The sequence below is a fragment of the Nostoc sp. genome (assembly GCF_036916575.1).
Classification (GTDB): Bacteria; Cyanobacteriota; Cyanobacteriia; order Cyanobacteriales; family Nostocaceae; genus Nostoc.
Genome location: NZ_JBALGC010000085.1, coordinates 13,811 through 30,483, shown reverse-complemented (window position 1 = coordinate 30,483; position 16,673 = coordinate 13,811). Strand labels below are relative to the sequence as shown.

The following is a 16,673-nucleotide window of genomic DNA, read 5'->3' as shown; positions in this document are numbered from 1 at the left end:
TACCCTAGCTCTGATAGCGCCACTTTGTTTCAAACCTTATTGCTGATCAGGCAAGTCCGCTTGTCAATAGGCTTTGAGATGCGCTAACCCTGAATCCATTAGCTATCTAACTTGCAGTATGACAGCAAGATTATCACCCCGCAAGAGTTAGATATTATCCAGACAATATTTAGATGTTCCCGAAATCGCCATAAGATAATTAGCGCAGTATTTCTAAGATTGAGGAACATTAAATGACGCTATTACAAGATAAAGTCGCAATTGTCACAGGTGCATCAAGAGGAATTGGCCGAGCGATCGCAATTGAATTAGCCTCACAAGGAGCGATCGCAGTTGTCAATTATGCTAGTTCGAGTGCCGCAGCTGAGGCAGTTGTTACAGAAATTACAGATGTGGGAGGTGAGGCGATCACAATCCAAGCTGACGTTTCTAAAAGTGATCAAGTAGACGCACTAGTTAACGCCGTCACCGAAAAGTTCAGCCGTGTGGATATTTTGGTCAACAATGCAGGTATTACCCGCGACACCCTTTTATTGCGGTTGAAGCCAGAAGATTGGCAGGCTGTAATAGACCTTAATCTTACTGGTGTTTTCTTATGTACACGCGCAGTCAGTAAAATCATGCTAAAGCAGCGATCGGGGCGGATTATCAACATTACCTCCGTTGCTGGGCAAATGGGCAACCCCGGTCAGGCAAATTACAGCGCCGCCAAAGCAGGTGTAATCGGCTTCACTAAAAGCGTTGCCAAAGAACTCGCTACTCGCGGGATCACCGTTAACGCCGTCGCCCCTGGATTCATCACCACCGACATGACTAGCGATCTCAACAACTCCGAAGATATTCTCAAATACATTCCACTCGGTCGCTTCGGTCAGCCCGAAGAAGTCGCTGGGATGGTGCGCTTTCTTGCCGCCGATCCCGCCGCTGCCTACGTCACTGGACAAGTTTTTAACGTCGATGGCGGTATGGTAATGGCGTAAGTAGTGCTGACGTGGGGTGGGCATTACAATGCCCACCCTACAAGTAACTAAGGCTGTTGGCGTATCCTTTGCCAGACAGTAAAACCCAAAAGAATGATAATACTACTGGCGGTAGTCAGCATCACAACCAAACTCATACCTTGTATTCTCATCGCTAGCAAGTTGAAAACTAAGGTAATTGACCAAAGGGTGAACGCAGCATGGCGCTGGGAAAGTCCCCAAGCAAGTAAGCTGTGGTGCAGGTGGTCTTTGCCAGGAGTACTTAGAGGGTTATTTCCTGCTAGTAGCCGCCGTACAAATACTTGAGTGGTGTCTAGCACTGGTAACAACAGAAATAAAACCGTAGGAATTAGCGCATAAACTGTGTTTTGTTGCAGTTTGCCTAAAATACTAGTTGCTGCCAGCACATAGCCGAAAAAGTATGCTCCGGCATCACCCATAATAATTCGTGACGGATGGAAGTTATGGCGCAAAAAGCCTAGTGCTGCACCCCCCAAGGCTGCAAGTACCAAGATTGCCGCCGCACGATTGTTAAATTGAGCTGCAACCCCCAACAAACTCATGGCGGTAATAAAGCTGATTCCTCCTGCCAAGCCATCCATACCATCCATCAAGTTGATGGCGTTGGTAATTCCTACTACCCACAGTACCGTTAGCAACATAGACAGGAGCGAGTCGATAGGGGTGCCAAACAAGACTTTGACACTGATACCATTAGCTACCAGCAACAGTGCCGTAACAATTTGCGCCCACAATCGAACAGAGGGCGGTAAGCCGAATTGATCATCGATAAAGCCCACAAGGACTAATATCGAACCCCCCAACAAAATAGTGAGTACCTGAGCCAATACGTTTTGGAGTTCGATAGGTCGTAAAAGGCTAGCTAATACCAGCGCGGCAATCACACCCGCGTAGATAGCCAGCCCCCCTGCATTGGGTAAAGGTTCTCGGTTGAGTCGCCGTGCGTTGGGTTGATCAGCCCAACCTACCCGCAAGGCGAATTTGCGGACTGTCGGAATTAAACGCCAAGTTACAAGCCAAGCTAAGAGGAACGTAAATACTACCGCCAACCAGCCGGTGCCGCTAGGGTCAGCTATACCGAGGGACTTAAGGGAGTTGTCTAAATTCATCTCCCAATTCAAGCATTACTGCCTGTATCTAATATGAGCATCACCTGTATATTAATCAATTTTTTTATTTCCATTTGTAACTTGAGCCGCTTGGAAGATTAGCACTCTTGCCCTGTGAGTGCTAAATTGTCTAATGGAAGCGCTAGAGAAATAAAACATGGCGAAAATTATTGCATTTGACGAGGAATCGCGGCGATCTCTAGAAAGGGGTGTTAACGCCCTTGCCGATGCCGTAAAAATTACCTTGGGGCCCAAAGGTCGCAATGTCCTTTTAGAAAAAAAATTTGGCGCACCCCAAATTGTCAACGATGGTATCACTGTTGCCAAGGAAATTGAATTAGAAGATCCTTTGGAAAATACTGGTGCAAGACTCATTCAGGAAGTAGCCTCAAAAACTAAAGATGTCGCTGGGGATGGTACCACCACCGCCACAGTTTTGGCACAAGCCTTGATTCGGGAAGGTTTGAAGAACGTCGCGGCGGGTAGTAACCCAGTTAGCTTGAAGCGCGGGATCGACAAAACTATTGAGGCACTGGTACAAGAAATTGCCAGAATAACCAAGCCAGTAGAAGGAAGTGCGATCGCTCAAGTCGCCACTGTCTCTGCTGGTAACGATGAAGAAGTTGGTGATATGCTAGCCCAAGCAATGGAAAAAGTCACCAAAGATGGTGTAATTACCGTTGAAGAATCCAAATCTCTAACCACCGAACTAGAAGTAGTTGAGGGAATGCAGATTGACAGGGGCTATATTTCTCCCTACTTCGTTACCAACAACGAGCGGCAAATCGTGGAATTTGAAAACGCTCGTATCTTGGTTACTGACAAAAAAATCAGCAGCATCCAGGATTTAGTGCCTGTGTTGGAAAAAGTCGCTCGTTCGGGTCAGCCCTTGCTAATCATCGCTGAAGATGTCGAAGGTGATGCTTTGGCAACTCTGGTGGTGAACAAAGCGCGGGGTGTACTCACCGTGGCTGCAATCAAAGCACCTGGGTTTGGCGATCGCCGCAAAGCTTTGTTAGAAGATATTGCTATTCTCACCGATGGACAGTTGATTTCTGAAGAAATTGGCTTAAGCCTAGATACCGCTTCTCTAGAAGCGCTGGGAACTGCCCGCAAAATCACCATTGACAAAGAAAACACCACAATTGTAGCTGGCAGTACCACTAAGCCAGAAGTGCAAAAACGGATCGGTCAAATTCGCAGACAGTTGGAAGAAACTGATTCTGACTACGATAAAGAAAAACTTCAAGAACGCATCGCCAAGCTCGCTGGCGGTGTGGCAGTGATTAAAGTGGGTGCGGCAACCGAAACCGAACTCAAAGACCGCAAACTGCGGATTGAAGACGCCCTGAACGCTACTAAAGCTGCGGTGGAAGAAGGGATTGTTCCTGGTGGCGGGACGACCCTAATTCACTTAGCCAAGACCGTAGAAGCGATTAAAAACAGCCTACAAGATGAAGAAGAAAAGATTGGGGCTGATATAGTCGGACGAGCGCTAGAAGCTCCCTTGCGCCAAATAGTAGAGAACGCTGGTGCTGAAGGTTCTGTGATCGTCTCTAGAGTTCGGGATACTGACTTCAATATTGGCTACAACGCTGCTACCGGCGAATTTGAAGACTTGATCGCTGCTGGGATTATCGACCCTGCCAAAGTCGTGCGTTCAGCTTTGCAAAACGCTGGTTCCATTGCTGGTTTGGTCTTAACTACCGAAGCGATCGTTGTTGAAAAGCCAGAGAAGAAATCCGCTGCTCCTGCCCCTGATATGGGTGGCATGGGCGGTATGGGCGGTATGGGCGGCATGGGCGGCATGGGCGGCATGTTCTAACTTCTGCTCACCCAAATAAATATTTTTTAAGCAGTTTGTCTTATTAAGGCAAACTGTTTTTTATAGCATTGCTGATTTAGAGGCGATATGTTATCTGTATTGCTGGGAAGTCGCTGGACATAAATAAATATAATTATCAGGGTTGCTTAATCTCAAAATAACTGTCTTTGGATTAATTTTTGTCAAATTCCTAGCAAAAGCTGAAATAAATCATAACGCTTCTTCTATAACTGGTCAGTTATTTTTACGACTGACAAATGACAAATGACTAATAACTATTAGGTAATATCTAATGGCACGAAAACTGCACCGCCCTCCCAAAATAGTAACCAGGCCATATGAAGATGAGTTCTATCACCAACCAGGAACTCTACCTGGAACCATTTTTATTGATGCAGATGCTCCACCACCAATAATTTTCTTGATTGACTATAACCAAACTAATTTCATCCGTGAGCAAATAGCAACCCCAGAGGAGTCTGTCCCATATTTAGAAATGGAATCTATTTCTTGGGTAGACGTACAAGGTTTAGGCAGTCAAGATATATTACAACGATTGGGTAAGGTTTTTAAGTTACCTCCTCTAGTTTTAGAAGATATAGTTAATGTACCAGAGCGTCCTAAAACAGAGGATTATGAAGACCAATTGCTATTCATTGCCCGCATGATAGTAGCAAAGGAAAAAACATGTGGTTTTTACAGCGAGCAAGTGAGTTTGATATTGGGGAAAAATTATTTGCTGACAGTACAAGAAGAACCAGAACATGATTGTTTTGAAGGAGTGCGATCGCGAATTGAAAAAAACAAAGGTATCATCCGCAAACAGGGAGCCGATTATTTAGCTTACGCCGTGTTAGATGCGATTATTGATGGTTTTTTCCCAGTGCTAGAGCTTTATGGTGAGCGAATCGAAGAATTAGAAGAAGAGGTGATAGTCAGACCTACCCCACAAACACTACAACATATTTATCAAATTAGGCGAGAATTATTGCAACTGCGTCGTGCTATCTGGCCCCAGCGAGATGCAATTAATTCTTTGATTCGAGATGGCAGTGATTTGATTGGTGAGGAAGTGCGAATCTACTTACGAGATTGTTATGACCATGCCGTGCAAGTGATGGACATGGTGGAAACTTACCGAGAACTAGCATCTGGATTAATGGACGTGTACCTTTCAGCAGTGAGTAATAAAATGAATGAAATCATGAAGGTACTAACGATAGTTTCAACAATTTTTATTCCACTGACTTTTATTGCTGGAGTATATGGGATGAATTTCAATCCTGAAAAATCGCCATATAATATGCCTGAATTAAATTCGTATTGGGGCTATCCACTTTGCTGGGCAGTGATGTTAGCGATCGCACTTGGTTTGCTATTCTTCTTTTGGCAACGGGGCTGGCTACAAAATTCTGTAACAATCAAGCGTAATTAAAGATTGTAGATGGATGATGAGTCGAATATACATTCATTAGCACCAGGAGTTGAGATTCTAAGTTATGAGGAGTAGCGACCAGAATTTAATAGTTTTGACAATCTATATCATCGGTGTTTCCTATGTTTTTAACCGCATGGTTGAATCCATCGACGACCAAATTAAGTTTGAGTTTAAAAAAGGAATTGTTGACGAGCAACTCAAAGAACAAAATCTCGACGATAAAATTGGAATTTCCTTTAAACTCAAATCTTCATATCCAATTGACGATTTGAAAGATTTATCACTTAGCATTGAAAATAAATCTGACAATATTGCTGTATACGTTGACTGGGACAATAGTTCTTTAGTAGTTGAACATAGCAAGCAATCACGCCGCGTGATTCGGAAATCACCAGACTTAACCCGCGATTTAGCAGTTCCCCAAAGTCCTAGCCTGATTGCCCCCAAAAAAACACTTTCTGAAACGGTGACAGCAGAAGATGTATTTGAGCGCGATCAAGTAGCTGGAACCTACTTAGCGAAAAAACCACTAATTGGGATCAACGGGCTGCAAAAAGGACAAAAAAAGTTGTATAACGATTTTATTAACAGAAGAAAGGAGTTGGACTTTTCCTTGCAACTGGTGCTCAGAATATCTGAGGTGCGTTTAGGTCTATCTCCAGGTCGTGATTTCCCTCCCATTAGTATTATCAATTGTCCTTTCACAGTCAGGAAACTACCTTGGACTTACGCTTTACCTTGGAATAAAAAGAAGTAATAACCTGTCAACCCTTTCTGTCAACGGGTACACTGGATCTAAGGAGAGAGTAGGCGCAGGCGGTTGCAGATCAGTCATAGTCACTGGTTTGAGGAAAGTCCGGACTCCCGAAAGACCAAACTTGCTGGATAACGTCCAGTGCGAGCGATCGTGAGGATAGTGCCACAGAAAGATACCGCCAATTAGTCATTAGTCATTAGTCATTTGTGAAATAACAAAGGACAAAGGACGAAGGACAAAGAACAAATTTGGTAAGGGTGCAAAGGTGCGGTAAGAGCGCACCAGCAGTATCGAGAGGTGCTGGCTCGGTAAACCCCGGTTGGGAGCAAGGCGATAGGAACTACGGTTGGTCTTTTACCAGTTCCGCTCAATGAGAGCCGCTAGAGGCGTTTGGTAACAAGCGTCCCAGATAGATAACTGCCCTCGCAAGAGAACAGAACCCGGCTTATGTCCTGCTCTCTCCCTGCAATGGAGTATAAACCTTTGACGGTTTGCACTCCATTATTTTTGTACGGATTTTGTACGATCGCTAATTGATCATTTAGAGCATTCCCAGTATCTCTAATGCTGTATCCAGATGCCATTTAACTCGATAAAGTCCAAACAGTTTCTCTTGACTGATATACATGTGGAAAATAAATTTATTTGTATTTCTATACAATGTCTAAAAATAAAGGTAATCCAGATAACTTAAAGCCATTCACCACAGATAGAGAGCGACCATTAACTGAATATCTACATTTGCGTGTCACCAAAGAAATGAAGGAAGAGGTAAAAGCTAAAGACGACCCTCCTGAGTTTTGTCGTCAAGCTATCAAGAGAAGCTAGATAGAGAGAAGTAGCGAAAAGTTGCAAGAGTAATAGTCCAAGAACTTTAGAGATATAAGATAGATAGCTAGTTGCCTTTCCCTGCCCCCTTCCCCTTGTCACGTAATGCCTCTTGCTTATCCACGCCGTCAGCGGCAGCTCGAAAGTTTAGTCCAAAAATTAGGTTTGTCGCTAGAAGCACCTATAAAGTGGGAACTGCTGGATTTAGCGCTAACTCATCCCACTGTCTCTGATTCAGCAAATTATGAACAGCTAGAGTTTGTTGGCGATGCAGTGGTGCGGCTGGTGTCGGCTGTTGTGTTATGGGAAAATTATCCCGATTGTCCAGTAGGGGATTTTGCAGCAATTCGTTCGGTGTTAGTGAGCGATCGCATCCTCGCCCAATTGGCAAGAATTTATGGTTTAGAGTTATACTTACTAGTCGCTGGTAGTGCTACCGCTGATAAAGTTGGTCAAGAGTCACGACTGGCGGATGCTTTTGAAGCAGTTCTGGGTGCGCTTTACTTAAGCACTCAAAATCTGGAATTGATCCGCTCTTGGCTAGATCCCCACTTCCAACAACTAACCACAGAAATTCGCCTTGATCCTGCCAGACTTAATTACAAAGCTGCTCTCCAAGAATGGACTCAGGCAAAATTTAAAGTTTTACCAGAGTATCGGGTAGTGGAAGTCAGTCAACCGCATCGCAATCAAGAACGTTTCTTGGCTGAAGTGTGGCTGCACGAAAATAAGCTAGGAGTTGGTAAGGGACGCTCGATCAAAACCGCTGAACAAGCCGCAGCTAAGGTAGCTTTTTTAGCAATTACTAATCAGGAAAACCCCTGAACTCAAAAGATTACAAATAAACTGATAATCAGTTGGTTGCCATTTGTTATTTGACTAATGACCAATGACCAATGACTAATGACTAATGACTAATGACTAATGACAAACCAAATTAAAATTGCTGTCATCGGAGTTGGGCGTTGGGGAGTGCATTTACTGCGGAATTTTTTAGCACATCCTCAAGTAAATGTAGTTGCTGTAGTAGACCCCCATCCAGAACGATTAGCGGCGGTCAAGCAGCAGTTTAAGTTAGATGAAAATGTAGTATTGACAACCCAGTGGCAAGATTTGAAGAAAGTGTCGGGGTTGACAGGAGTGGCGATCGCAACTCCTGCTACCACCCACTATGCTTTAATTAAAGACGCTCTCCAACAGGGATATCATGTTTTGGCAGAAAAACCCCTAACTCTTGATCCCGCAGAATGTCGGGAACTTTGCCAGTTAGCAGAACAGCGTCATTTAATACTGATGGTTGACCACACCTATTTATTTCACCCAGCAGTTGAGCAAGGGCAAACTGTAGTACAAGCGGGGAAATTAGGTGATCTACGTTATGGCTATGCCACCCGCACCCATTTAGGGCCTGTCCGGCAAGATGTTGATGCACTGTGGGACTTAGCGATTCACGATATTGCTATTTTTAACGCTTGGCTGGGTCAAATTCCTGTGCAAGTACAAGCAACGGGTACAGTGTGGCTACAGGGAGCAGGGGAGCCGGGGAGCAGGGAAGCAGAGGGGAAGAAAAATACAAATTCTCCTCTGCCTCAAGGTTTGGCTGATTTAGTATGGGTAACACTGACATACCCAGATGGCTTTCAAGCTTATATTCACTTGTGCTGGCTGAATCCTGATAAGCAGCGACGCCTGGGGATTGTAGGTAGCCTTGGGAGTTTGATTTTTGATGAAATGTCGCAATCATCACCTCTAACCCTACTACATGGTGAGTTTGAGCAGCAGGGCAATCAATTTATTCCTGTGAATCAAAGGCAGATAGTGCTGGAATTAGAGCCAGGCGAACCATTGAGGCGGGTTTGCTCCTCCTTTGTTGTCTCTATTCTCAACAATACTCCCTCAGAGATTTCGTCTGGCTGGGTAGGCACACAGTTAGTAGAAATTCTTGCTGCTCTGACAGTATCTCTTGAGCAAGGCGGCCAAGCTGTTTTTCTGAACAACTGCTCTCAAGTCTAATTTTCCTTTGAGAATAACCACCCAATACTGTTTGGTTAAGGCAAGAGACGCGATAAATGAGACGCGATAAATCGCCGTCTTTACAAGAATCAGTCCTTTGTAGAGACGGCGATTTATCGCGTCTTTGGGATCGTATTAAATAACCGCCCATTTTACTTCATTAATGGAGTTCAAAGACTCATTCACGAGTATCAAAGCCTCATTCACGAAGCTCTGAGGTTCATTAACGGAGTTCAAAGCCTCATTCACGAAGCTCTGAGGATCATTAACGGAGTTCAAAGCCTCATTCACGAAGCTCTGAGGTTCATCAACGGAGTTCAAAGACTCATTCACGAAGCTCTGAGGTTCATCAACGGAGTTCAAAGACTCATTCACGAGTATCAAAGACTCGTTGGCGAGTATTAAAGACTCATTCACGAGTATCAAAGACTCATTCACAAGTCTGTCTCAAAGATTCATCAGGTTTTTGGCGAGTTTTTCGTGAGTCCTGATAAAATCTGAGAACGTATTAGCATGATTATGCACAACCGTATATTTACTATTTTATTTTTAACTCTATCTCTGGCTATCACACCTCAGCTTGTAATTGCTCAAAACAATATAGAACAGCTATTTAAACAAGGTAACGCTGCCGAAACAGTGGGTAATAACTCCCAAGCAGAGACAATTTGGCGTCAAGTTTTGCAACTTGAACCCAATAATGGCAAAGCTTATAACAATTTGGGAAATGCTTTACGGCGACAGGGGAAACTAGAGGAAGCATTAGCAGCTCACCAGAAAGCATTACAACTCAACCCTAATGATGCCGAAGCTTACGTGGGTATAGGGAATGTGCTAAATGCTCAAGGGAAATCAGAGGAGGCATTAGCATCTCATCATAAAGCCTTGCAACTTAACCCTAACTTAGCAACTGCCTACAATGGTCTCGGCAATACCCTGAGTGAGCAGAAGAAATTAGATGCAGCAGTTGCCGCCTATCAAAAAGCAATTCAACTCAACCCCAACTATGTTAATGCTTACTACAATCTCGGCGTTACCCTGAGTGAGCAGAAGAAATTAGATGCAGCAGTTGCCGCCTACGAAAAAGCAATTCAACTCAACCCTAACGATGCTACTGCTTACTACAATCTCGGCGTTGCCCTGAGTGAGCAGAAGAAATTAGATGCAGCAGTTGCCGCCTACGAAAAAGCAATTCAACTCAACCCTAACTTGGGTGGTGCTTACTACAATCTCGGCAATGCCCTGAGTGAGCAGAAGAAATTAGATGCAGCAGTTGCCGCCTACGAAAAAGCAATTCAACTCAACCCCAACTTTGCTGATGCTTACAGCAATCTCGGCGGTACGCTGTCTTACCAGAAGAAATTAGATCAAGCCATCGCCGCCTTCCAAAAAGCAATTCAACTCAACCCCAACGATGCTTATGCTTACAACAATCTCGGCAATGTTCTGTCTTACCAGAAGAAATCAGATGCAGCAATTGCCGCCTACGAAAAAGCAATTCAACTCAACCCCAACTATGCTAATGCTTACTACAATCTCGGCGGTACGCTGTCTTACCAGAACAAATTAGATGCAGCAGTTGCCGCCTACGAAAAAGCAATTCAACTCAACCCCAACGATGCTAATGCTTACAACAATCTCGGCGGTGTGCTGTATGACGAGCAGAAATTAGATCAAGCCATCGCCGCCTTCCAAAAAGCAATTCAACTCAACCCCAACCATGATTATGCTTACAACAATCTCGGCAATGCTCTGGATGACCAGAAGAAATCAGATGCAGCAGTTGCCGCCTACGAAAAAGCAATTCAACTCAACCCCTACTATGCTTATGCTTACTACAATCTCGGCGTTGCTCTGAGACACCAGAACAAATTAGACGCAGCAGTTGCCGCCCACCAAAAAGCCCTAACATTGCCAGAAGACAATTCTAGAACCCTAACCACGATTCATACTGCTGCTCATAATGGTTTGGGTTTTGTATTCCAACAGCAAGGAAAACTAAAAGAAGCCATTGAACAGTTTGACAAAGCAGAAGAGATTGACGCCAATTTTGTCTATGCCACGAACAACAATTTAGAAGCAAGGCGGTTATGGACAGAGCAACAGAATAAACTAGCAAGCGTAGAAGACGATCACCAATGGTTGCCTACAGATGATCCCACTGTACCAGTGAAGCGTTCTGTAGTACGCATCACTGCCGAGTTTTCTACCCGCGAACGCCAGGGAATAGAAATTGGCACTGGTGTCATAATTCAGCGAGAAGGCAGCCGAACATTAATCCTCACTAATCGTCATGTTATTTTTGATGGCTATGAACAGGGTAAAAATATTCAAGTAGAATTTTTCAGTTCACCACCATCAGACCGAGTGCGAATGCGGCGAGATGCCAAGCTGTTCAAAATGACTTCCACAGACGAACAACTCGATTTAGCTGTTTTGGAAGTTATTGGTAAACTGCCAGAAGATATCCAACCCTTACCCATCTCCTCAGCTGCAATTACCCCGAAAATGCCCATTCGGGTTATTGGTCATTCTGCTCAAAGAGGTGAAGATAAATCTTGGTCTATAGAATTAGGACAAATCAGCTATAACAACCAGCGATTAGAAATATCTCAAGCCACACTCACACCTGGTTATTCTGGCAGTCCTGTGATTGACTCGCAAAATCGGCTTTTAGGTATTGTCTTCGCCCAAAAAAAAGGTGAAGGCCGAGATTTGGCTTATCCGATGTCTGAAATTCAAAAACAACTGTCTACCTGGAAAATGAAATAGACGCGATTCATCGCGTCTCTACAAGTGATGAATTACTTTTCTGTTTCTTTAACTTTGAATAAATTATGAATTATAAAATTATTCTTGCCAGCCTATTAATCCTCAGCATCAGCCATCTTCCTGCTACTGCTTCTTGCCCAGAAGGAAACCCCAAATCTACCGATTACATCCGCCGCAAACCACCCAATCGCTGCGAAGGTATCAAAGAAGAAGAATTAAGCGGCAATAGCTTGAACTTGATTTCTATTGCTACCCGAAACTTAACCAGTTTTGGCAAAACCCTTACGGTGCAAATTCCCCGCATCAATGGAGGTAAAAATCCTCAAGTAATAGTGAAATCTTTGGGAGATAATTATCACTATCAAATGGATGACTTGTTATTGTCTAATAATGGTTCGCGTTTCAGCTTTAGCTGGGATACTTACGTTCTCAGGCAAGCAAAAATCCCAGCTAACAGCCTTCGCGCTGTGGCATCCTATAACCTTGGTTCCCAGCCTGTATATGTTCCAGTCATTCTAGGGCAAACTTCAGGTAAGTATGAATTTGTCTTTTATTCCCAAGACAGAGTGAGATTTACCAACTTTGAAATCCTCTCCAAAGGTCAACCAGCAATCTATAGCACTTCCCGCCCCAACCCGAAAAAGGGTGAAACTATTTTTACCTGGGATGGTCGCAATGCCCCATCTGGGCGCTATGAACTGCACTATGTTGCTTTTATTGATCGAAGAGATGAACCTAGCGATCGCATTGAAAGACGAATTGTATTTGAACATAACCCAAATTGGTTAAAATAAATCATGGCATCTCGGCAAAAAGCCAAAGAAAATTTTCCTAAATTCATCAATATTCGCCAATGGTTGAATTTTCTGAAAAGAAATCTAATTGCTTTGTTTGTAATCAGCGCTTCAACGCTAAAGCGCTTACTACGAACAATTTCAAATCATCAAAATTCATTTTTGGTACTACTGTTACTTTTATTTTTTACTATTCTCACCTTTGCCGCTATTGTACCCGGTAAACATACATTTGAAGGTAATATCATTTCTCAAGAAATGAGTTTTATTTATAACGGACAAGAATCAAAGCTCTTTCTTCAAGATATTCGCGGCATTAAAGAACTAGAAAATGAAGGCAAACAAACCCTAACTTTTACAGGTAATTTTAAAAGTGAAACTTGGCCAGAACTTAATCAGTTAGACTTATTAAAAATCCAGATGAAAGACAGCGAAAGTAGATGGATTCTTGCTCCGGCTAATCTCCAAGCAACAAGTGAAATAAACCTAGATGAACTCCGGCTGCAACCAAATACAAAAGTAGCAGGATTAAGTTATGACTTTTATCGCAACCAACTTGCTTTCTCTCTGCAATCTAACTCTAAATTAAACTTAAAAAGCAACCAAAATACAACATTAGACCTATATTTAGGTGAACAACCAATAAAAGTTATAGTAGAAGGTTATGAATTACTAGATTTAAAATTACCAAATCAACCAGATAAGCAAACCCCGCTAGAATTTATTGTCAATCCAAATAATAAAAAACTTAACTTAGAAATCGCGCAAAATACCAATATTTATATTACCCTAACAAAACCTCCAAAATCTGAATCAGAAGAATGGTTTAGAGAAAAGATAGAAACCAAAGATGTAAAATTTTTAGATTTAGACAGAAATGGTAAAGATGCCAGAGACGATTTAAAAATTTCTACTATTGTGGAAGGTAAAATCCGCATGGTAGGACAGGAACAGGACATTAAACAAAATCAGTTTCTCATGGGAGAAAATCCTGATACTCCTCTAAATATTGAATTAATACGCCATCTACAAATTGTCCCTAAAAAGGGAATAGAAGCCCGCTTTTCTGGGAAAACTAAAGAGATTAAAATTGGTCTAGATCAGGATTTTCCAGTTTCTCAAATACAGGGTAGCTGGTTAGATGGCGTTTTACCTCGTGATGCAATTATTGCGCTGTTCTCTTTTGGCGCTGCTACAGTTGCAAATCTTTTATCTTGGTTATTTAGTAACGCTTCTAAATCAGCGTCAAAACCATAGCGATCGCGTTGATGAATAATTTGGGGTGAAGCGATCGCCAAAAAGGGTATGTTGCAGTAATTCGTTCGGTGTTGGTGAGCGTAGGCGCAGCCCGCCATAGGTATCGCATTCTTGCCCAATTAGCCAGAGAATATGGTTTGGAGCTATATTTCAATACGCTTGGGTTAAGAATTTCTTCCTTCTCTTTGCGTCCTTTGCGTCCTTGGCGGTTCGTTAAAAAAATTGATTTGAAGAAAGAGTTTTAGCCTTAACCCAAGCGTATTGAGCTATATTTACTAGTACAGCCCGGCGTAAATAAGTAGAGCATTGAAAAGCTCTAAAAAGCTTATTCTATAAAACTTTTGACTTTTGACTTTTGAACGCCAGTTGCTTCTCCTGTTGGAGACCCTGCGCGTAGCTTGCTTCCCTGTAAGGGTACAAGTCGGCACAGCCGCCCAACGCACTGGCTCCTTTTGACTTCCGCCTTGCAGTACTAGTTGCTGGTAGTGCTACCTCAGATAAATGGACTTTTGACTAAATTACCTCTTGAAAGTCCGTGCTACCTCTGATAAATGGACTTTTGACTGAATTACCTCTTGAAAGTCCCATTCGCACAAACTTCTGCTTTTGGAAGACTAACCAGAATAGTTTGCAGCGGCGAAAGACGAATCTCGCAAGTCTCCTTCCCAAATAGCAACTGGGATTTCGGAGACTTCTCTTTGTCTATCCCTGCTTTTACAGACTTGTTGATCCCTAAAGAGGGACTTCCCCCAGACTCCTGTAGGCTAGGGTGATGGCTTACCTTTACCCCCTCATTCCCAGAGGAAAATCCAAGATCCCCAACATTTGCTTCTTTCTTTGGAACAGGTAACAGCGAGATATCAATCAAAGGTAAGGTAATCTTCAGTGTCGTACCTTGATGAAGTCCTGCACTCTCAAGAGTAATGCTGCCTCCCATAAGTTCGATTAAGTTTCGTGAAATAGCTAATCCTAGTCCAGTACCTTCAAACTGGCGCGTGGTTGTACCATTCACCATCACAAACGGGCGAAATAGTTTGTGCTGTTGAGTTGGATCAATGCCTATACCTGTATCTTTGACAGCAACCACCACCTGAGATTTAACACTACTGTATTCAATTTCTGTACTAATAGTGATGCTTCCTGTATCAGTGAATTTAGTGGCGTTGCCGATAACATTAATCAGCACTTGCTTCAGTTTTGCCGCGTCTGCCTTAATTGGTATTAGTTCAGCATCTAACTCACATTTCAATTGCAAGCCCTTTTGTTGAACATTAACTGATTGTAGATTAATCACCTCTAACAATATTTGTCGGAGGTCAATAGGCATCATGACTACTGAAAGCTTACCTGCTTCAATTTTAGAAATGTCGAGTAAATCATTAATAATACCTAGCAAGTGAATCGTTGTTTCATCGGCACGTTTGAGGAACTCCATTTCTTCTTCCCGGTCATCACATAAGCCATCTTCAACCAGACGAATACAGTTAATAATAATATTTAATGGGTTTCTCAATTCATGGGAAGTCGTAGCTAAAAACTGGCTTTTAATTTGGTTAGCAGTTTTTGCTTCTTTCCAAGCTATTTCCAATTCTTCTGCCCCAGCTTTGAGTCGTTCTACCATTTGGTCTAATGCTTGGGCCAGTTGATTGAATTCTCGGATTTGAAAATTGTGCGGAACTGGTTGTGCAGCGTGGTGAGAGTGAATATTGAGAGCGTAGTCTCGCAATTCTTCTACAGGACGTGCCAAATAAGGAGCTAGATATAGAGATGCTAACAAACTTGCACCAATCAAACCAACTGTCAAAACGATGAGAATTAGTTTGATTTCCTCTAAACCAAAAAGCGCATTATCGACACTAGTAACAGCTAAGACTATCCATTTTTGCTGCTGCTGTTGGGTAAGTGGATTTACAATAGCCGTATAGCCCGCTACTAATTCTTTGCCATCTGTAAAAGACAAATTTATTGAGTCATTTCGTCCTACAATTGCATTTTTAATTATGCTCTTAAGTTGGGAATAATTTGGGTGCTGATTGATATTAGTTCCTACCCAGTCTGTGAATGGGTGCGCCAAAATTTTGCCATCTTCAGCAATCACTACCATAGCGCCTGTAAGAGATCCCGGCGGATTTCTGGTTTGTTGGTACAATGCAGATTGAATACTTAAGCTGTAAACTAAATTTCTTTGACTATCGGAGACTGGTGCAGATAACACTAATCGCAATTGATTTTGTGTGTTTATTTTACCAGTTATTCCTGTCTTTGGCGGAAAGATTGCTTTAACATCAATTCCGTCACTAGGTAAAGGAAATCTCAGTTCTCCAATTGCTTGATCCCCACAGCTACTGGCAATTATTTTCTGGTTTAGCAGATTTGTTAATTGGATGCACTCAATACTGGCTGGAAGTTGTTGCCTTAACTGCGTGAGAATTTCGTGCTCTTGTATGGGCACCGAGGGAATCACCGTTGTTTTACTTACACTCAGCAAATTTGCTTTTAAGATAGCGATCGCATCTCCAATTCTCTCCCCTTTACTGATGGCGCTTTCTGTTAAATTTTGACGTGCAGTTCCCAATATGCTAGAACGTGCTTTATTCAAGGCAACAATCTCGCCTATAAATAAAACTGGGACAAACAGAAGCAATATTCTCGTTACTAAAATTCGACGAAAGGAAGATTGACGGTAATTAGTCATCGAGTGTCTCACTTTGCATCTGCAAACCACAACAGCAAAGATATGCAATTAGACGAGCTAGATGAGACATTTTATTAAATTATCAGAATTTTATTTTCAATGTTTAAAAATAACAAATTGCTATAATTCAAAAAGAAACGTGGTATACCAAAACTCATATATGCTAGATGGAAACGTGATTGGT

13 protein-coding genes and 1 other RNA gene are annotated in these 16,673 nt (G+C 42.6%); 11 read left to right on the top strand and 3 right to left on the bottom strand.

The window, feature by feature from the left end; translation table 11 throughout:
* Window positions 1–233 precede the first annotated feature (233 nt).
* Window positions 234–980 carry a 3-oxoacyl-[acyl-carrier-protein] reductase gene (fabG, locus tag V7L29_RS17740; RefSeq protein ID WP_334736316.1) on the top strand — a complete coding sequence of 249 codons (747 nt, stop codon included), beginning with the start codon at window positions 234–236 and terminating at the stop codon, window positions 978–980.
* Between the two features lie 47 nt (window positions 981–1,027).
* Here fabG and V7L29_RS17735 read toward each other — a convergent pair whose 3' ends face one another.
* Window positions 1,028–2,110, bottom strand: a complete 1,083-nt coding sequence (locus V7L29_RS17735; RefSeq protein ID WP_334689191.1) for an MraY family glycosyltransferase — start codon at window positions 2,108–2,110, stop codon at window positions 1,028–1,030.
* Between the two features lie 157 nt (window positions 2,111–2,267).
* Here V7L29_RS17735 and groL point away from each other — a divergent pair, with 157 nt between their 5' ends.
* From groL to V7L29_RS17685, 10 genes are all read left to right on the top strand, one after another.
* A complete protein-coding gene (gene groL / locus V7L29_RS17730; protein ID WP_334689190.1) occupies window positions 2,268–3,935 on the top strand; it encodes a chaperonin GroEL in 1,668 nt (555 codons plus the stop codon).
* 292 nt (window positions 3,936–4,227) lie between these two features.
* Window positions 4,228–5,370: a magnesium/cobalt transporter CorA gene (gene corA, locus V7L29_RS17725; RefSeq protein WP_334689189.1), complete on the top strand. Its 1,143-nt coding sequence runs from the start codon at window positions 4,228–4,230 to the stop codon at window positions 5,368–5,370.
* A gap of 64 nt (window positions 5,371–5,434) precedes the next feature.
* Window positions 5,435–6,130, top strand: a complete 696-nt coding sequence (locus V7L29_RS17720; RefSeq protein ID WP_334689188.1) for a hypothetical protein — start codon at window positions 5,435–5,437, stop codon at window positions 6,128–6,130.
* Window positions 6,131–6,176: 46 nt separating this feature from the next.
* Window positions 6,177–6,593: RNase P RNA component class A (gene rnpB, locus V7L29_RS17715), an RNA gene on the top strand.
* 197 nt (window positions 6,594–6,790) lie between these two features.
* Window positions 6,791–6,958 (top strand): hypothetical protein, encoded by a 168-nt coding sequence (locus V7L29_RS17710; RefSeq protein ID WP_334736315.1) that lies wholly within the window; start codon window positions 6,791–6,793, stop codon window positions 6,956–6,958.
* A gap of 105 nt (window positions 6,959–7,063) precedes the next feature.
* On the top strand, window positions 7,064–7,783 hold the full coding sequence (gene rnc, locus V7L29_RS17705) for a ribonuclease III (RefSeq protein ID WP_334689187.1): 720 nt from the start codon (window positions 7,064–7,066) through the stop codon (window positions 7,781–7,783).
* A gap of 99 nt (window positions 7,784–7,882) precedes the next feature.
* Window positions 7,883–8,971 carry a Gfo/Idh/MocA family protein gene (locus V7L29_RS17700; protein WP_334736314.1) on the top strand — a complete coding sequence of 363 codons (1,089 nt, stop codon included), beginning with the start codon at window positions 7,883–7,885 and terminating at the stop codon, window positions 8,969–8,971.
* 519 nt (window positions 8,972–9,490) lie between these two features.
* A complete protein-coding gene (locus V7L29_RS17695; protein WP_334736313.1) occupies window positions 9,491–11,743 on the top strand; it encodes a tetratricopeptide repeat protein in 2,253 nt (750 codons plus the stop codon).
* 65 nt (window positions 11,744–11,808) lie between these two features.
* On the top strand, window positions 11,809–12,537 hold the full coding sequence (locus V7L29_RS17690; RefSeq protein WP_334689183.1) for a hypothetical protein: 729 nt from the start codon (window positions 11,809–11,811) through the stop codon (window positions 12,535–12,537).
* Between the two features lie 3 nt (window positions 12,538–12,540).
* On the top strand, window positions 12,541–13,794 hold the full coding sequence (locus V7L29_RS17685; protein ID WP_334736312.1) for a hypothetical protein: 1,254 nt from the start codon (window positions 12,541–12,543) through the stop codon (window positions 13,792–13,794).
* On the opposite strand, the gene V7L29_RS17680 is transcribed toward V7L29_RS17685, so the two are convergent.
* On the bottom strand, window positions 13,772–13,903 hold the full coding sequence (locus tag V7L29_RS17680) for a hypothetical protein (RefSeq protein WP_334736311.1): 132 nt from the start codon (window positions 13,901–13,903) through the stop codon (window positions 13,772–13,774). The two genes, V7L29_RS17685 and V7L29_RS17680, sit on opposite strands and share 23 nt — an antisense overlap.
* 459 nt (window positions 13,904–14,362) lie before the next feature.
* Complete coding sequence (locus tag V7L29_RS17675) at window positions 14,363–16,489, bottom strand: ATP-binding protein (RefSeq protein ID WP_334736310.1); 2,127 nt, start codon at window positions 16,487–16,489, stop codon at window positions 14,363–14,365.
* Window positions 16,490–16,673: the final 184 nt, after the last annotated feature.